Genomic DNA, 18,046 nt, shown 5'->3' on the forward strand with positions numbered 1-18,046 from the left:
GAGGACGGATGCTGCGCCAGAGACCTCCCATCGGCCACAAACCCTCCGATCGGCGCGGCGTGAGCTGCGCCAGTATGGAGGGATGACCGAGCCGAGCGACGACTGGACCGGGTACGACGCGGGATTCCTCGGCATCCCGGTGCCCCTGCCGACGCCGCTGGGCGACACGGCGGTGCGCGCGCTGACGTACCCGCGGTTCACGGTGCTGCTCGAGCCTGTGCGTCGGCTCGCGCTGGCGACGGGCGTCAACATCGACGGTGCGCTGCTGCTCGACCTCGAGCGACGCGGCGAGTGGGATCTCGACCCCCGGGTTCCGGTGGCCGAGCAGGTCGGTCCGGCGGTCTACGCGAAGAACGACCTGGACCGGGGCCACCTGGTCCGACGGCGCGACCCGGGCTGGGGAACGCTCGCCGAGGCGGCCGAGGCGACGGCCGCCACCTTCTTCTACACGAACGCCGCACCCCAAGCCGCGGGGTTCAACCAGTCGAAGGAGCTCTGGCTCGGTCTCGAGGACCACGTCCTGGCCTACGCCGAGACCACCGACCAGCGCATCTCGGTGTTCACAGCGCCGGTCCTGGAGCCCGACGACCCGCCGTATCGCGGCATCCGCGTCCCTCGTCGGTTCTGGAAGGTCGCGGCGTGGTCTCCCGAGCGCGGCCGGCTCGCGTCCGCCGGCTTCATCCTCGACCAGACCGAGCTGATCGACACGCTCGAGCGCGCCATCCCCCCGCTCGGCGCCTTCCGCACCTTTCAGGTGCCGATCGGCGAGATCGAGCACCTCGCGGGCGTCGACCTCGGCCCCCTCTCGGATTCCGATGTCTTCACGACGCCGACGGCGCGTCCCCCGGCGTGGAAGCCGTTGGACGCGCCGTCCGACATCGTGCTGGGCTGAGCGCTACTCCCCGGCGAGGCCGCCGAGCAGATGGCCGAACGAGCGGCCCTCGCCCAGATAGCTCGACGGATCGAACGGATCGACAGACGCCTCGGGTGAGCGGCGTGAGATCGCCTCGGCGAGCTCCGTCGCCGCGCGCTCGATCCGCTCGCCGAGCGGAGCGACCTGATCACCCGATCCACCCCAGTCGCTCGACGCCGCGAAGACGCCGGTCGAGATCGGCTCGGCGTGCAGATAGGCGAACAGCGGCCGGATGGCGTAGTCGATCGCGAGGGAGTGCCGCGGCGTGCCGGCGTTCGCCCCGATGAGGACGGGCTTGCCGGTGAGCGCATCGGGATCGATCACGTCGATGAACGACTTGAACAGGCCCGAGTAGCTCGTCGAGAAGATGGGCGTGACGGCGATCAGTGCGTCAGCCGAGACGACGGTGTTGAGCATCGACTCGAGCGCGGGCGGCGCGAAGCCGGTGAGCAGATTGTTCGTGATGTCGTGCGCGTAGTCGCGCAGCTCGAACACGTCGACCTCCACCTCGATATCGCGCTCGGCGAGGTGCTTGGCCGTTGCGGCGGCGAGGCGATCTGCCAGCATCCGGGTCGACGAGGGATTCGAGAGTCCGGCCGAGACGACGGCGATACGGCGAGCAGTCATGTCATGCCTCCTTGCGGGCGAGTCCGAACGCGGCGCCTGCCGGCACCGGTGTGTCCTGATAGGGCGAGCCGACGGTCAGGTTGTCGCCTCGGTTCGCGTTGGGGCGAGCCTCCCGGGGCGCCTGGCCGTTGTACGCCTTGGCAACCAGGCCGGCGTGGGTGGGGGCATCCGGAACATTCGCGGGACGGTTCTTCGCGAGCTCCTTGCGGAGCACCGGCACCACCTCACCGCCGAGGATGTCGAGCTGCTCGAGCACGGTCTTCAAGGGCAGCCCTGCGTGGTCGACGAGGAACAGCTGGCGCTGGTAGTCGCCGTAGTAGTCGCGCATCGCGGCGTAGCGGTCGATGACCTGCTGGGGCGAGCCGACGGTGAGCGGGGTCATCTCGCTGAAGTCCTCGAGGCTCGGGCCGTGACCGTACACCGGTGCCTTGTCGAAGTAGGGGCGGAAGGCGCTGACGGCGTCCTGCGACTTCGAGGCCATGAAGACCTGGCCGCCGAGGCCCACGATCGCCTGCTCGGGCGTGCCGTGGCCGTAGTGCGCGTACCGCTGGCGGTACAGGGCGATCAGGCGCTGGTAGTGCTCCTTGGGCCAGAAGATGTTGTTCGCGAAGAAGCCGTCGCCGTAGTACGCGGCCTGCTCGGCGATCTCAGGCGTGCGAATCGAGCCGTGCCAGACGAAGGGGGCGACGCCGTCCAGCGGACGGGGAGTCGAGGTGAAGCCCTGCAGCGGGGTGCGGAACTTGCCTTCCCAGTCCACGACGTCCTCGCGCCACAGGCGGTGCAGAAGGTTGTAGTTCTCGATCGCGAGCGGGAGGCCCTGCCGGATGTCCTGGCCGAACCACGGGTACACCGGTCCGGTGTTGCCGCGGCCGATCATGAGGTCGGCGCGACCTCCCGAGAGGTGCTGGAGCATCGCGAAGTCCTCGGCGATCTTCACCGGGTCGTTCGTCGTGATCAGGGTCGTCGCGGTGGAGAGCACCAGGCGCTCGGTCTGGGCTGCGATGTAGGCGAGTGTCGTTGTGGGCGAGGATGACCAGAACGGCGGGTTGTGGTGCTCGCCGACGGCGTAGACGTCGAGGCCGACCTCCTCCGCGTGCTTCGCGATGGTGACGGCGGCGCGGATCTTCTCGCCCTCGCTCGGCGTGGTTCCCGTCGTCGGATCCTCGGTGACGTCGCTCACCGAGAAGATGCCGAACTGCATTCCGGGCCACACTGTGGTCTCGCTCACGATCTCTTCCCGTTCCCGGATGCTGGTGGCATCCGTTTGTATGCAATTGAATGTATCTGCTCCAACGCACGCCATGCCAGGTTATTCCCGGCAGGTGAACGCGGGCCGAGTGGCACAGGCGCAACCCCCCGGCTCCGGCGGGGCGCCCGGGATAGGGTGGCGTCGGTCATGAGCGATCCGACGAACCGCGCTGAACCCGCAGGCCTTCCCGGCCGCGCGGCGCGCGCCGATGCGCCCCGCGCGAAGCGGCGTGTGCCCTTCTGGGACAACGCCCGCTTCGCCTGCATCGTCCTGGTCGTGCTCGGGCACTCCGTGCAGCGCCTCACCTACGACTCGGATGTCGCGCTGGGCCTGTACCTCGTGATCTACGCATTCCACATGCCCGCGTTCGCGATCATCTCCGGATACTTCTCCAAGTCCGGACCTCCGACGCGCACGCAGATGGCCCGCGTGATCACCGACATCGTGCTGCCGTACGTCATCTTCGAGGCGGTGTGGACGCTGACCAAATGGCTCGTCGAAGGGCAGGCGAACCCCAATCTGACCCAGCCGTCGTGGACGCTCTGGTTCCTGCTGGCCCTCGGCATCTTCCGGCTGGTCCTGCCCTACCTCGCACTGCTGAAGTGGCCGCTCCTGTGGACCGTCGTCATCTCCATCGGCGCCGGCTACCTCCCCAACCTCGATTCCACGCTCTCCCTGGCACGGACGCTTGGTCTTCTGCCCTTCTTCACGCTCGGCTGGTGGCTGAGCGAGCACGACATCGTGGATCGGTTCGGCCTTCTCGCACGGCGTCACTGGTGGGTGTTCGCCGGTGCCGTCGCCGCCTTCGCGCTGGCCGGCTTCACCGCGTGGACGTTCATCGACGAGTTCAGGGAGATGAACCTGCGTGAGTGGATGTTCTACGACGAGAGCTACTCCGCGCTCGGCGGCACGCAGTGGTGGGCCGGCGGTGTGCGCGTGGCGCTCATGCTCATCGCCATCGTGCTCACCGCGGCATTCCTGGCACTGGTTCCGCGTCGCACCCACTTCTGGACGCAGTTCGGGCAGTACACGATGTACGTCTACCTGCTGCACTCCTTCGTCCTCTACCCGTTCCGCGAATCCGGGCTGCTGCGCGACCTCGAGCCGACGTGGCTCTGGCTGCCGATCGTGGTGGTGGCCTCCGTGCTGATCGCGCTGGGACTCGCGACGAAGCCGGTGCGTCGGCTCTTCCGTCCGCTCGTCGAACCGCGGCCCGGCTGGCTGTTCGACGACCCCGGGCTCGCTCGTCGTGAGGGCCGACGCAACGACCCGACCGGGTCGCGGCGACCGCGGGAGCACGAGCGGCCGGGGCCGCGGCATCCGGATCCGCGTCAGAACGGCTGATCGGTTTGCCGGCGCACCCCCGGCTCGGGCGATGGGAACTGCGTGCGCAGCACGGCCTCGAACGCCCGCTCTGACAGCATGCGCCGCAGCGAAAGCAGGATCGCGGCGGACGGTGCGACCCGATAGCGTGCGCGCGGCCTCTTGGATGCCGCCGCCCGCAGGACGCGCTCGGCGACGTCGGAGGGATCGCAGGCGATTCTCCCGCGCATGCCCTTATCCCAGGTGCGAGTGGCGCGGTCCACCCGGGCGAGGAAGTCGTCGTACGCTCCATCCACCGGGTCGACCTCGCGGCGGTCGGCCGCCGTTTCGCCGAAGTGGGTGCGCACCAGCCCTGGCGCGATCAAGGAGACGTCGACGCCGAACGGCCGAACCTCGAACCGGAGTGCATCGCTGAGCGCCTCGACCGCGTGCTTGCTCGCGGCGTAGGCACCGAACCCGGGCATGATCCACCGACCGTTCATCGACCCGATCGTGATGACGCGGCCCCATCCCTGCGCCCGCATGGCCGGCAGCGCGAGCTGGGTCATGCGCAGCATCCCGAGCACATTCGTGTCGAACACCCGCTGAACGCGCTCGATCGAGACCGTCTCGGTCGCACCCAGCTCGCTCACCCCTGCGTTGTTGACGAGCACTCCGACGGCGCCCTGCTCGCGGACGACGGTGCCGACTGCCTGGGAGGCCGAGGCGGGATCGGTCACGTCGAGCTGGAGGAGCCGACATCCGCTCGTCGTCAGCTCCTCGATCGTCTCGAGGCGGCGGGCGGTCGCATAGACGGTCCATCCGCCACGGGCGAAGCGCAGGGCCGTCTCGCGGCCGATGCCGGAGGAGCAGCCGGTCACGAGGACGGCCCGCGAGATGGCGGTCATGGTCCATGGGTAGCGCGGAGGGATCGGCGGCGCAATGCCTCACCGTGTTCGCGTGCGGACATCGGGTGCCGGGGTAACGCTCGGCAACATTCGCGACCGGATGCCGCTCCCCGCCTAGCCTCGTCACCATGAGCGAGCTGAACCTTCCGATCCTCGACCTGTCACGGCTCGACGCCGGCCCGGACGAAGCTGCGCGATTCCGCGACGACCTCCGCTCCGCCACTCATGACGTGGGGTTCTTCTACCTGACGGGCACGGGCATCAGCGCCGCCCTGGAAGCACGCCTCCACACGGCGGCCCGCGACTTCTTCGCACTCCCGGAGGAGGACAAGCTCGCCATAGAGAACATCAAGAGCCCCCACTTCCGCGGGTACACGCGCATCGGGGGCGAGCGCACGCAGGGGAAGGTCGACTGGCGCGAGCAGATCGACATCGGACCCGAGCGGGCGGCGATCACCGACCCCGATGCGCCGGACTTCTCACGGCTCATCGGCCCCAACCTCTGGCCGGAGGCGCAGCCCGAGCTTCGTCCCGTGATCGCAGAATGGCACGCGCAGCTCTCGATCGTCGCGCGGCGGCTGCTGCGCGCCTGGGCCCTGGCACTGGGTGCTGATGAGTCCTACTTCGACGACCACTTCGGCGAGCCCTCGACGCTCATCAAGATCGTCCGCTACCCGGGCAAGGACGATCCGACTCCCCAGCAGGGGGTCGGAGCGCACAAGGACTCGGGCGTTCTGACCCTCCTGTGGGTCGAGCCCGGCAAGGGCGGCCTGCAGGTGCAGCGCGACGGCGAGTGGGTGGATGCCCCCTCGGTTCCCGGTGCGTTCGTGGTCAACATCGGCGAGCTGCTCGAATACGCGACCCAGGGCTATCTCATCGCGACGAATCACCGCGTGATCTCGCCGCGCTACCCCGAGGACCGCATCTCGGTGCCCTTCTTCTTCAACCCGGCTCTCGACACGCAGCTGCCCATCATCGAGCTGCCAGCCCAACTGGCGGCGGAGGCCCGGGGCGTGACGCAGGACCCGGCGAACCCGATCCACTCGCTCTACGGCCGGAACGCCCTCAAGTCGCGCCTGCGGGCGCACCCCGACGTGGCCGAGATCCACCACGCCGACCTGCTCGCGGCGCGGGCCTCGGCATCCGTTCTCTGACCACCTCGCTCGCCGACTGCCCCCGAGACCACCGCCTCTCACCGAAACCACCTGGATTGTGGCGCCTAGGCGTGTGGTCTCGGGCGAACTCGGTGGTCTGGGCGAGGGCGGCGAGCGACGGTCCGCGGCGGGACCGGGGGGCGACCTCGCGGGCCCGCCGAATCCGTTCTCTGACCTCGCTCGCCGACTCTCACCGAACCCACCGACCCTCACCGAAACCACCTGCATTGTGGCGCCTAAACGAGTGGTCTCGGGCAGACTCGGTGGTCTCGGCCGCCCGCAGCGGGAGCTGCGGCGACCGGGCCATGGGGGCCGGGCTATGGGGACCGGGCCGCGGTCGCGCCGGCAAGGACCGCAGGATCGCGGGGCGCGGTCGGACGGACGGGCAGCGGGAACGACGAAGGCCGCCCCACACCGTGGGACGGCCTTCGGAAAGCGATTGAACGCTGGCTGCGACTAGCGGCGGAGTCCGAGACGCTCGATCAGCGAGCGGTAGCGCGCGATGTCGATGTCCTGGAGGTAGCCGAGCAGACGACGGCGCTGACCGACCATCAGGAACAGACCACGACGCGAGTGGTGGTCGTGCTTGTGCTCCTTCAGGTGCTCTGTGAGGTCCTTGATGCGCTGCGTCAGCATCGCGACCTGCACCTCGGGGGATCCGGTGTCACCGGGGTGCGTCGCGTACTCTTCGATGATCGCCTTCTTGGCGTCAGATTCGAGTGGCATAGATGGGATCCCCTTCCTGTTCATTGCGCGGCGCCCGACGCCTGATGCGAAGGGCTCTCTTTATCCGCGGCCGATCAAACGGCAACCTCAAGAGTCTACCAGCACTGGGGCGGACGTTCCTCCCCGCCTGACGGTTGCCGCGACGGCGAAAGAGCGGACACCCGTCGGGCATMCGCTCTTTCGCCTGCTGTCGTCAGTCCTGCTGGAGCGCGCCCTGCAGGTCGAGCGTGATGGTGACGTCCTTGCCGACGAGCACGCCACCGGTCTCGAGCGCGGCGTTCCAGGTGAGGCCGAAGTCCTCACGGTTGATGACCGTCTTGGCGGTCGCGCCGGCCTTGTAGTTGCCCCACGGGTCGGCGCCGAAGCCGCCGAAGTCGAAGTCGAACGTGACGGGCTTGGTGATGCCGCGGATGGTCAGGTCGCCGTCGACCAGGAAGTCGCCGTCCTCGATGCGGACGCCGGTCGAGACGAAGTCGATGGACGGGTAGGTCTCGACGTCGAAGAAGTCAGCGGAGCGGAGGTGGCCGTCGCGCCCCTCGTCCTTCGTGTCCAGCGAAGTGGCGTCGACGTGCGCCTCGACCTTGGCCTCGAGCGGGTTCTCGGGAGCGATCAGGGTGGCGCTCTTCATCGCGAAGTGCCCGCGCACCTTGGAGATCATCATGTGGCGGACGCTGAAGCCGACCTCGCTGTGCGAGGGGTCGAGCACCCAGGTGCCCGCGCGGTAACCCGGAACGGTGATGGTCGAGGCGGTGTCGGTCATAGTCAGTCCTTACGTGTGGGGGCCGGCGCAGCGCCGGCGGCTTAGGAGTGGAAACAGCGCGGCGGGGCTGATCTATTCCCATGAATATAAAAGATTCTGGGATGCCGCCCCCGGCCCCCTCTGACAGCCACAGTTCGGCGGATTTCGGACGTGGCATCCGGCCCGTGCCTCACACGGTCGGGCCCGGGCTTAGAGTCGCGTCGTGACATCGACCGCTMCTCGCACCACCTCGAACGCCGCAGCCGCCCGGTCGTCCCGGGTGGCGGTCGCCGTCGCATTCGTGCTGACCGGCATCATCTGGGGCTCGAGCTTCCTCTTCATGAAAGTGGCGCTCGGCGGGCTCTCCCCCGCCCAAGTCGTCTGGTCGCGTCTCGTGCTGGGCGCGCTGACGCTCGGGCTGTTCGTCCTCGTCCGCCGCGAGCCGCTTCCCCGGCGCATCCGGGTGTGGGGTCATATGACGGTGCTCGCGATCACCTTCTGCGTGGCGCCCTTCCTCCTGTTCTCGTGGGCGCAGCAGCACGTGACCTCCGGGCTCGCGAGCATCTACAACGCCACCACGCCGCTCATGACGGCCGTGATGGCGGGACTGCTCTTCCGCGTCGAGAGGGTCAAGGCGGCCCAGCTGGCCGGCATCGCCCTGGGCATCCTCGGCGTCGTCGTGATCATCGCGCCTTGGCAGGGACTCGATCTGTCGCAGAGCCTCATCGCCCAGTTCGCGATCCTGGCAGCGACCGCGTGCTACGGCTTCAGCCTCGCCTACATGCGCAGATTCGTCTCCGACACGGGCATGAGCGCGCTGATGTTCTCCTTCCTGAACATCGGCATCGCGGCCGCCATCATGGTGCTGCTCACGCCCGCCGTCGCCCTCACGCCGGTGACGCTCGATCCGTGGATCGTCGTGAGCATTCTGCTGCTCGGATGCCTAGGCACCGGTGTGGCCTACATCTGGAACCAGAACACCGTCCGGGCATGGGGCCCGACCCGCGCCTCCACGGTGACGTACATCACGCCGCTCGTCGGAGTGCTGCTCGGAGTGATCGTGCTCGGCGAGCACCTCGGCTGGAACGAGCCCCTCGGCGCGCTCATCGTCTTCCTCGGTATCCTGCTCGCGCAGGACCGCCTTCGCCGGCGCACTCAACCCGCCGCACCGCCGGCTGATGTGGCCGCACCTCCGCCGGTATCCGCCACCCCCAACCGAGCCGCGCAGACATGACAAGGGGGCGGATGCCGCAGCATCCGCCCCCGCGCGATTCTTTCGTGCCGTCAGGCTCGGGGTCAGCCGACCGAGATGAGGTCGATGACGAAGATCAGGGTCTTCCCGCCGAGGAAGTGGCCACCGGCCGGCCCGTAGGCCAGGTGCGGCGGGATGACGAGCTCGCGGCGTCCGCCGACCTTCATCCCCGGGATGCCGTCCTGCCAGCCCTGGATGAGACCGCGGAGCGGGAACTGGATGCTCTCTCCCCGGTTCCAGGACGAATCGAACTCTTCGCCCGTCTCGTACTCGACGCCCGCGTAGTGGACGGTCACGGTGTCGCCGGGCTTCGCCTCGGCGCCTTCTCCGACGATCAGGTCGCGGATGACGAGGTCGGTGGGGGCGGGGCCGGTAGGCGCATCGATGTCGGGCTTGGTGCGGTCATCAGTCATTCCTCCATCCAACCCGACGGCGTGAAGAGATTCAACGCGAGCGACATCCGAGGCGACCTCGGGGATATAGGTCTTGACCGGCGGCACGCTGTTTGACACGCTGGGCTCAAGACCAGCTCAGCGCTCGGTAGTCACGCAGGCATCGCCGCGGACACCGAGCGCTGAGTTTTTGCTGCGGCTCGGATCAATGCGAGCGCAGCCCGCGTTGATGCGAGCCGGAGCAAGATTGAGTAGCGCCGCCGAAGGCGCCGCGTATCGAAATCTCCCATTCTCGGGTCAATGCGAGCGCAGCCCGCGTTGACGCGGCTCGGGTCAAGATTGAGTAGCGCCGCCGGAGGCGCCGCGTATCGAAATCTCCCATGCTCGGATCAATGCGAGCGCAGCCCGCGTTGATGCGAGCCGGAGCAAGATTGAGTAGCGCCGCCGAAGGCGCCGCGTATCGAAATCTCCCCGGTTCCGGGTCAATGCGAGCGCAGCCCGCGTTGACGCGGCTCGGGTCAAGATTGAGTAGCGCCGCCGGAGGCGCCGCGTATCGAAATCTCCCGCCTCGCTAGATCGACAGCAGGGCGGCCCGCGCCGCTGCCGTCTTCGCGAGGAGTTCGCGCTCGTCGTCGAGGGCCTGCGGATCGCGCCCCGTCACCGCGCGCTGCCGCGCCATCGCCAGTGACGTGGCATCCGCGATGAACCCCTTCATGATCGGCGTGCGATCGCCCTGCAGTGTCTTCGCCCACGCGAGGCCCGTGCGGCGACCGGCGGGCGTGGCGAGCATGTCGACCTCCTGCGGCGTGAACCAGCCCGCCGCGGCGTACTCCCCCAGCCGCACCCGCGTGAGTCGCGATTCCTCACGGCGGAGCGCCAGCACCCCGATGGTGAACAGGATGAAGAGGGGCACCTGCAGGATCAGGTACACCGAGAAGAAGTCCGTGAACAGCGCGGAGCCGTTCCAGAAGGCGTGGAGCGCGATGGCGCCCGCGAGGCCCAGCATCCAGGGTCCGATCGCCTGCCGGGTCGTCGCCCCCCGTCGCGCAGCAAGACCGAGCGCGAACCCGGTGACGCTGGTGAACATCACGTGCGCGAACGGCGACATGATCCCTCGCACGAAGAAGGTCACGGACGTCTGCCCGACCCCACCCTCGAGATAGCTGATCGCGAAGTACTGGATGTTCTCGGTGAAGGCGAAGCCCGCACCGATCAGCGCGCCGTACACGATGCCGTCGACCGGGCCGTCGATGGCCCTTCGCGCGGTGGCGTAGATGATCAGGATGCCGAGTCCCTTGGCGAACTCTTCGACGATCGGCGCCCGCACGACCGTGCTGAACACCTCGGCCGCGTAGGTGTCCGGACTGCCGAAGACGACGGAGAGTCCGAGGTCGACGAGGAGCGCGATCGCCACCGCGGCGATGGCTCCCCACGCGAGCGCGAACGCGACGAGCCCCCGGGGCTCCGGCTCCCAGCGATCGACCAGGCGAATCGCGAAGAGCACGCCGGCGAGCGGGATGAGCGCGAGGATCGCCCCGAGGAACGATGCCCCGGTGCYGATGAACTCGAGGAAGTACCCCACCAGGGCGATGAGCAGGAGGACGAGGATGCCMCCGATCCAGATCGGCGCGCTGCGTCCGGATCGGCGGGGAGGCTGCGCCTGCAGCGGCACCTGCGACACGGTCGGAGAGATCGGCGCGGGCGGTGTGAGGCCCGGCTGCTGTGCCAGCGGAGAGGGGAATCCGCCGGCTCCGCCGACGGGGTTCTGGTCATACTGGTCGGGCCCCGGGATGGTCATGCACACAGCCTAGAGATCCACCGCCCCTGTAGCGTGGAAGGATGCGCTTCGCCCATGTGACCCGGCCGGGGTCCGACGAACCGCGCCTCGCCGTCATCAAGGACGATGAGGCCTTCCTCGTCTCGGAGCTCTTCCCTGGTGCCCCCCGCGTTCTCGAGGAGCTCATCGCCGGAGGGGACGATCTGCTCGAGCAGGTGCGGAATGCCGCGGCCGGCGCCGAGTCCGGGCGTCCGCTCGGAGAGCTCTCCTTCGCGTCGGCCCTGCTCACTCCCCCGGTGATCCTCGCGATCGGCCTCAACTACGCCGCCCACTCCAGCGAGCTCGGCCTCAAAACAGATTCCACGCCCACCGTCTTCGTCCTCTGGCCGAATTCGCTGACCTCCCACGAGGCGACGATCTCGTGGCCGCGCTCGCTCAGCGAATCGGTGGACTATGAAGCCGAGCTCGGCGTCATCATCGGACGCCCCGCCAAGGACGTCTCGCCCGAGGACGCGCTGTCGCATGTGTGGGGCTACACCGTGGTCAACGACATCACGGCGCGAGACATCCAGTACTCCGAGGCCCAGTGGTCGCGCTGCAAGTCGTTCGACGGCTTCACCCCGACCGGACCGTTCGTTGTCACCGCRGACGAGGTGCCCGATCCGCAGGACCTCCACATCTGGACCGTCCTGGACGGCCACACGCTGCAGGATGCGTCGACAGCGCAGATGGTGCGCCCTGTCGGCACCCTCATCTCGCACCTGTCGAAGTCTGCGACCCTGCTGCCGGGGACGCTCATCTCGACCGGAAGCCCGGGCGGCGCAGGCTACTCGCGGGACCCGCAGGTGTTTCTGCGGGACCGTTCGACGGTGACAGTCGGCATCGACGGCATCGGGCAGCTCACGACGCACTGCCGCATCCTGGACTGAAGCTCCAGGCGCTCAGCAATCCACCGTTGTCATGCGGTCCCTGCGCCGGCCTGCTCTTGCAGAGCCTGGCGCTCGTCCTCGACGTCGACGCCGGCACCGACGATGGGGATCGCCGCGGTGACGGTCTCGAGTCCGGAGAGGCGTGCTGGCGAGAGCTGCTTGGCGACCTCGTCCGGCGACATCAGGCCCGCCTCGATCACGAGGTCGGCGACGTTGCGCCCGGTGAGGAGGGCGGTCTTGGCGAGGGCCGCGGCCGCCGCGTAGCCGATGAACGGCGTGAGCGCGGTGATCACGCCGACGGACGACCCCACCATGGCTCCCAGCCGTTCCCGGTTGGCGGTGATGCCGTCGACGCAGTTGATTCGCAGCGTGCGCATGGCACGACGCATCCAGGTGATCGACTGGAAGATCGAGTGCGCGATCACGGGCTCGAACGCGTTCAGCTGCAGCTGCCCGCCCTCGACCGCCATGGTGACGGTGAGGTCGGCGCCGGCCACCGCGAAGGCGACCTGGTTCACGACCTCGGGGATCACGGGGTTGACCTTGCCCGGCATGATGGACGAGCCCGCCTGCCGGGCAGGCAGGTTGATCTCGCCGAACCCGGCCTGCGGACCCGACGACAGCAGTCGCAGGTCGTTGCAGATCTTCGACAGCTTGATGGCGTTGCGCTTGAGCGATGCCGAGAACGACATGAACGACCCGGTGTCGCTGGTGGACTCGACGAGGTCGGCGGCGGTCGCGAGGTCGAGACCCGAGATCTCGCGGAGATGCCGCACCACCGCGGCGGCGTAATCACGGTGCGTCGTGATGCCGGTGCCGATGGCAGTGGCGCCCATGTTGACCTCGTACAGGAGGTAGGCGTTCTCCCTCAGCCGCTGGTAGTCGTAGCCGAGGGTGCTCGCGAAGCCGTGGAACTCCTGCCCCAGGGTCATCGGAACGGCGTCCTGCAGCTGGGTGCGTCCGATCTTCAGCACGTCATGGAACTCGACCGCCTTCGCGAGGAACGATCTCCGCAGCAGATCGAGCTCTTCGAGGAGCGAGCGGAGGTCGAGGCTCAGCCCCACCTTGATGGCGGTCGGATACACGTCGTTGGTGGACTGACTGCGGTTGGTGTGATCGATCGGCGACAGGTATCCGTAGTCGCCCTTCGGTCGGCCGGCGAGCTCGAGCGCGATGTTGGTGATGACCTCGTTCGCGTTCATGTTCGTCGATGTGCCCGCGCCGCCCTGGATGACGCCCACGACGAACTGGTCGTGGAACCTGCCGTCGATGACGAGCTGAGACGCGCGATCGATCAGGTCTGCGCGCTCCTCGTCCAGCGCCCCGATCTCGCGGTTGGCGCGAGCGGAGGCCTGCTTGACCATCGCGAGCGCCTTGACGAGGTCGGCATAGACCGAGATGGGCCGGCGAGAGATCGGGAAGTTGTCCAGCGCGCGGGCGGTGTGGATGCCCCAGTACGCGTCGGCGGGGATCTCGAGGGATCCCAGGGAATCGGTCTCTGTGCGGGTTCGCGGCGTTGCGTCCTGAGCCATGGGGGCCGTCCTTGTGGGTCGATCACTGCGGTGTGAGGGGGTACCTCGAGCCTACCCAGGGTGTTTCCGAGGCCGATTGGCCATCATGGCGACCCTCCGTCGACCTGGTCGCCGCCGCGTACAGCGAGGGGCGACCTCAGCGCTTGCGAGAGAACTCCTCCAGGCGCTCCTCGGGCGTGAGGAGCGACATCCGCTCCACCCACTCCTCAGAGAAGTAGTCGTTCGTCGCCGCATCGACGACGGGCACGACGGCGTGTGTGATCGTCTCGTCGTACACGTGCACGAGATGGAAGGACTGCCCCGCGTCCATGCCGTTCACCTCTGCCGCGGGGCGAGCCAGGTTCATCGTGTAGCAGGTGGCGGCGGCGACGCTGACCGGGATGCCGGCGAACGTGCCACTGGTGGAGTAGTGGAGGTGACCGGCCAGGATGCCCCGCACGTCCGAGCCGCGCACGATCTCGGCGAGCCGCGGCTGGTTCCGCAGCTCGAGGATGTCGAAGAGCGGGATGTGGCTGGGGATCGGAGGATGATGCATGGCCAGCAGGGTCCCGAGCGGCGCGGGCGTCGACAGGACGCCGGCGAGCCAATCGAGCTGCTCCTCGTCGAGGTCGCCGTGGTGCCAGCCGGGCACCGACGTGTCGAGGACGACCAGGCGGAGGCCGCCGAGGTCGTGGACGCTCGTCACCGGGTCTTGCGTGGGTTCGAGAGCCAGAAGGTCCTGCCGAAGCGCGGGCCGCTCGTCATGATTGCCCGCGACCCAGATGACGGGGGCGCCGAGCCGCTCCGCCACAGGATCGACAGTCGCCCTCAGCGCCGCGTAGGCGTCCGGTTCGCCCAGGTCGGTCAAGTCGCCCGTGAAGACGATCGCATCCGGGCGGATGGAGATCCGCTCGACGGCCTCGAGCGTGCGACCGAGGTTCGCCGCGGTGTCGTAGCGCCCGCCGAGGGGCTGGTTGCCCGCCAGCAGGTGCGTGTCGCTCAGATGCAGAATCGTGCGCCGAGCGGGCGGGTGCTGACCGAACTGCACGGATKCCGCGTCCATGCGCCGAGTCTATGGGGATGCCGCGAACGAGCCGGGCTGACAGGCGGGGTCATAGGGCCTGCCTCCGAAGACGGCCCGCCACTCCTCCTCGTTGAGAGTGCGACCGGCGATGGCGCACGCTCGCTCCAGCCAGATCTGCGGGTCGGCCGCGATGCCCAGCAAGGTCCCATCCGCCAGCTCGGACACGAGCGTGCGGTCATCCCGCGGGACCATGACTTCGTTCCCGGTTCTTTTCCAGTGGCGGAAGGATCTGCTCCAGTCACCGAGCGCCCAGGTGATCAGCGCGCCATCGGTGCCTGCCGTCACGAGTTCTCCGGTCGGAAGGAACGCTGCGCTCATGACCTGACCTGCGTGCCCTTGCAGGGTCTCCTGAAAAGCTCCATTGGGCGCCAGCCACACCGACGCCCCATCGCCGCCGGTGGTGACCACGGTTGTGCCGTCGGGGCTGAACGAGCCGTCCACGACATCGACCGCCATCTCGAGGGGGATTCCATCATCCTGATCTTCCAGCGGGACGATTCGGACCGCTTGGCGACCATCACGCAGGAGCACGGACCCCCCGTCCGGGCTGACGGCGAGGATTCCGTCACCGCCCAGTTCGCCGACGAGGGCGCCGGTCTGGGTGTCGAAGACGGCGGTCGGGCCATAGCCGCTGGCGTAGAGACGTGAGCCGTCGGGAGAGAACCTCACTCGTCCGAACGCGTTCGCCCAGTTGGCGGCTCCCGGGTTCGTCCCCGCGTCCGGGAGGTACAGCAGGATGGGCTCATCGGGAGCCGCCACGCGCCAGATCGCGACATTCCAGGTTCCGTCGATGTAAGGGAGCGGTGCGATCGCCGCCGCCAGCGACTGGTCGGGTGAGAACTCGATGTCGATGGCATAGGTGTCGAACCCCGAGAAGGTGATCTCGCCATGCTGGGGATCATTGAGATCCAGCGAACGGAACGAGGTGATGCCGCACGATCCATCGGGCGCGCACGGATTCTCCATGACGCTGAGTGCGATCCGGCCGTCGGGGGCAGCGGCGGCGTCGAGGACGACGTCGCCCTCGAACTTGGCGCTCGATGTCCCGTCGTCTTCGTATGCGTACTCGCCGACCTGGGCGCGCTGGACGACGTCTATGAGTCGGGCGTCCAGATCCTGGTCGACGACGACGGCGATCGTGCCGCCGGGGGCGATCGACATCTGCTGCACGCCCACGCCCCCGCTCGTGCGTGTGACGCTTTCGATCCGAGGACTCCGTCCCATGAGATCCAGGAGCGCCCGGCGCGTCGTCGGCGCGTCCCAGAGATGGATGGCCTCCAACGAGAGCAGCAGTGCGCGCTCATATTGGGGCTCTGCGCCGGCGAGCGCGACCACGCGACGGGCGTCCTCGACCACTGCCTGCTCATCCGCTGCAACGACCTGGAAGGCTGCGAGGGTGCCTGCCGCGAGCGCGACCACGGCAAGCGAAGCAGCTGTGCCGGCAAGCCAGCGCAAGCGCCTCACCGATCGCCTCTCCTGTTGCAGCTGATGCTGGGTCGAGGCGAGATCGGCCGCCTCCCGTTCGATCGCGGCATCCACGAACGCGGCTTCGACGGCGGCGAGGACGGGCCGCGCCGATTCGCGCCAATACGCGCTCGCGCTCAGCCGCGCACCCCGGTAGAGCTCGCTGTCGGGCCGCCCCATCGCATCCCACGCGTTGGCGGCGGCGTTGAGGTGCCGCATGATCCGCTGACCTTCGACGTCATCCGCCAGCCACTCCCGCAAACGAGGCCACTCGCGGGCTACAGCTTCGTGCGCCAGCTGGAACGACTTCTCATCGCTGGTGACCAGGCGCGCGTCGACGAGTCGGTCGGCGACCCGCGCGTGAGCATCGTCCACCGCGACAAATCCGCGATTCACCCGTTGGCAGATCACCCCGCCACCGTCCGACGGCTCGACGAGGCGCAGCAGGATGTCGCGCGCCTGTCGGCCGCCTTCCTCCGACAGTTCCGCGTACACCTCCTCCGCGGTCTGAGCCACTGCACCGTCGATCTCGCCGGAGGACCGGTAGCCGTCGACGCTCAGCACCCGTCCCTCGCGGCGATGCCAGACCTGCCTGAGCGCGTGCGAGAGCAGCGGCAGATTCCGCCCGTCCGCGTCTCGGATGAGGATCTCCACGAGACCGGGTTCGAGGATGAGTCCTGCCCGCAGCGCGGGCTTCTCGATCACCGCACGCAGCCCCTCCTCCGAGAGGGGTCCGAGCATCAGCAGATGCGACTCGATGAGTCCGGCGAACCCGTCCTGCTCGGCGAGATCCCCGAGTCGATCCGCCCGGATCACCATGACCAGCGCGCCTCGGAAGATCGTCCTCCCCACGTCCTGGAAGAACTGCCTCGTCTCGTCCGCGTCATCGTTGGCGAACGCCTGCTCGCACTGGTCGACGATCAGCAGCGACTCCGCGTCGTGCTCGACGATCTCGCGAAGGGCCTGCACGGGGCGCTCGCCGGGGGTGAAGACCGTCACTCGCCTGCCGCGGGCGGCGAAGCGCGCCGCAATCCCTGCCCGGACGAATGACGATTTGCCCACTCCCGAGGATCCCGAGACGATGAGCACTCCATGCCGCTCGAGTTCCTGCAATCCGCGGTCCAGTTCCGCCTCGCGGCCGAAGTAGCGCTCGCCCTCGTCGACTCCCGCAGGCGGGAGACCGAAATACGGACACTCGGCGCTCGCTGCTCGGAAGACGGTGGACGACTGCAGGTCCCGATCCTGATGAAGGATGGCCTGTTCGAGCGCGGCGAGCGCGGCGCAGGGGTCCAGACCCAGTTCCGCGGCGAGGAGCTCGCGCCCGCGGCGCACGGTAGCCAGCGCGTCAGCCTGTCTCCCCTGTCGATACTGCGCGAGACCGAGGATCACCCATCGGCGCTCGCGCAGCGGTGCTTCGGCCACCCTGGCACGCGCGTGAGCGGCCGCGTCGCGCAGATCACCCGACTGCAGCTTCGCTTCCAGCAGGGACTCTTCGGCGGCAAGGCGGATCTCGTCCAGCCGAAACGACTCGATCCGCGCCGGCTCCCAATCGGACAGCTCGGCGAACGGCTGGCCGCGCCAGAGCGCCAGAGCTGCCGAGAACGCGTGCACGGCACGGTCGGGCTCCGCCAGCTCGAGCAGCTCGGACCCCCGCGCCACCAGTCGCTCGAACTCCACCGCGTCGATCTCCACCCCGTCCGCGACGAGCCGGTACCCCAGCGGGGCGGTCTCGATCGACGCAGGCGCGATCACGCGACGGAGTCGCATGATGCACCCGGGAATCACCTTCGTCCAGGAAGCGGGAAGGTCGTCGCCCCACAAGGCCGTGGCGAGAGACTCGACCGAGACCGACTGGCCCAGACGTGCCACGAGGGCGCCCAGCACAAGCCGGTCGCGCGGGGCAGGAGCGATCCGACCATTGTCGACCGTCAGCGTCCCCAGAACGCGCACGTCCATGTGCACACTGTGCGACCGAAGGCGACCCGCGTCAAGGGCACCGATATCGGGCTGATATCAGGC

15 protein-coding genes are annotated in these 18,046 nt (G+C 68.4%); 5 read left to right on the plus strand and 10 right to left on the minus strand.

All coding sequences use genetic code 11. From position 1 onward, the window contains the following. Positions 1-82 precede the first annotated feature (82 nt). Complete coding sequence (locus tag AC1DP3_RS08435; protein WP_477292712.1) at positions 83-892, plus strand: DNA/RNA non-specific endonuclease; 810 nt, start codon at positions 83-85, stop codon at positions 890-892. A 3-nt stretch (positions 893-895) separates the two neighbouring features. Here AC1DP3_RS08435 and AC1DP3_RS08440 read toward each other — a convergent pair whose 3' ends face one another. Both AC1DP3_RS08440 and AC1DP3_RS08445 read right to left on the minus strand, forming a co-directional pair. Next, a complete protein-coding gene (locus tag AC1DP3_RS08440) occupies positions 896-1,540 on the minus strand; it encodes an FMN reductase (RefSeq protein ID WP_477292713.1) in 645 nt (214 codons plus the stop codon). 1 nt (position 1,541) lies between these two features. Then, entirely contained in the window at positions 1,542-2,741 is a 1,200-nt protein-coding gene (locus tag AC1DP3_RS08445) for an LLM class flavin-dependent oxidoreductase (protein WP_477292900.1), read from the minus strand. Between the two features lie 195 nt (positions 2,742-2,936). Between AC1DP3_RS08445 and AC1DP3_RS08450 the strand changes: the two genes are divergently transcribed. Then, positions 2,937-4,133 (plus strand): acyltransferase family protein, encoded by a 1,197-nt coding sequence (locus tag AC1DP3_RS08450; protein WP_477292714.1) that lies wholly within the window; start codon positions 2,937-2,939, stop codon positions 4,131-4,133. Here AC1DP3_RS08450 and AC1DP3_RS08455 read toward each other — a convergent pair. Further along, complete coding sequence (locus AC1DP3_RS08455) at positions 4,121-4,999, minus strand: SDR family NAD(P)-dependent oxidoreductase (RefSeq protein ID WP_477292715.1); 879 nt, start codon at positions 4,997-4,999, stop codon at positions 4,121-4,123. The genes AC1DP3_RS08450 and AC1DP3_RS08455 overlap by 13 nt on opposite strands. Positions 5,000-5,127: 128 nt before the next feature. Between AC1DP3_RS08455 and AC1DP3_RS08460 the strand changes: the two genes are divergently transcribed. Beyond that, on the plus strand, positions 5,128-6,153 hold the full coding sequence (locus AC1DP3_RS08460; protein ID WP_477292716.1) for an isopenicillin N synthase family dioxygenase: 1,026 nt from the start codon (positions 5,128-5,130) through the stop codon (positions 6,151-6,153). 456 nt (positions 6,154-6,609) lie between these two features. On the opposite strand, the gene rpsO is transcribed toward AC1DP3_RS08460, so the two are convergent. Then, entirely contained in the window at positions 6,610-6,879 is a 270-nt protein-coding gene (rpsO, locus tag AC1DP3_RS08465; protein ID WP_019180606.1) for a 30S ribosomal protein S15, read from the minus strand. Positions 6,880-7,072: 193 nt separating this feature from the next. Beyond that, the gene (locus AC1DP3_RS08470) at positions 7,073-7,639 is read right to left on the minus strand and encodes a YceI family protein (RefSeq protein WP_477292717.1); all 567 of its coding nucleotides are present in this window, start codon (positions 7,637-7,639) and stop codon (positions 7,073-7,075) included. A 202-nt stretch (positions 7,640-7,841) separates the two neighbouring features. Here AC1DP3_RS08470 and AC1DP3_RS08475 point away from each other — a divergent pair, with 202 nt between their 5' ends. Next, positions 7,842-8,852, plus strand: coding sequence for a DMT family transporter (locus AC1DP3_RS08475; RefSeq protein WP_477292718.1), 1,011 nt, complete (start codon positions 7,842-7,844; stop codon positions 8,850-8,852). A gap of 62 nt (positions 8,853-8,914) precedes the next feature. On the opposite strand, the gene AC1DP3_RS08480 is transcribed toward AC1DP3_RS08475, so the two are convergent. Then, a complete protein-coding gene (locus tag AC1DP3_RS08480; RefSeq protein ID WP_477292719.1) occupies positions 8,915-9,283 on the minus strand; it encodes an FKBP-type peptidyl-prolyl cis-trans isomerase in 369 nt (122 codons plus the stop codon). A gap of 550 nt (positions 9,284-9,833) precedes the next feature. Next, a complete protein-coding gene (locus AC1DP3_RS08485; protein WP_477292720.1) occupies positions 9,834-11,060 on the minus strand; it encodes a PrsW family intramembrane metalloprotease in 1,227 nt (408 codons plus the stop codon). 41 nt (positions 11,061-11,101) lie between these two features. Here AC1DP3_RS08485 and AC1DP3_RS08490 point away from each other — a divergent pair, with 41 nt between their 5' ends. Then, positions 11,102-11,968: a fumarylacetoacetate hydrolase family protein gene (locus AC1DP3_RS08490; protein ID WP_477292721.1), complete on the plus strand. Its 867-nt coding sequence runs from the start codon at positions 11,102-11,104 to the stop codon at positions 11,966-11,968. A gap of 29 nt (positions 11,969-11,997) precedes the next feature. Here AC1DP3_RS08490 and AC1DP3_RS08495 read toward each other — a convergent pair whose 3' ends face one another. The 3 genes from AC1DP3_RS08495 to AC1DP3_RS08505 all read right to left on the minus strand — a co-directional run bounded on the left by AC1DP3_RS08495 (position 11,998) and on the right by AC1DP3_RS08505 (position 17,983). After that, positions 11,998-13,500 carry an aspartate ammonia-lyase gene (locus tag AC1DP3_RS08495; RefSeq protein WP_477292722.1) on the minus strand — a complete coding sequence of 501 codons (1,503 nt, stop codon included), beginning with the start codon at positions 13,498-13,500 and terminating at the stop codon, positions 11,998-12,000. 136 nt (positions 13,501-13,636) lie between these two features. Further along, positions 13,637-14,542, minus strand: coding sequence for a phosphodiesterase (locus AC1DP3_RS08500; protein WP_477292723.1), 906 nt, complete (start codon positions 14,540-14,542; stop codon positions 13,637-13,639). Between the two features lie 9 nt (positions 14,543-14,551). Continuing rightward, entirely contained in the window at positions 14,552-17,983 is a 3,432-nt protein-coding gene (locus AC1DP3_RS08505; RefSeq protein WP_477292724.1) for an nSTAND1 domain-containing NTPase, read from the minus strand. Positions 17,984-18,046 lie beyond the last annotated feature (63 nt).

This window comes from Microbacterium sp. P5_B6, from assembly GCF_056400345.1.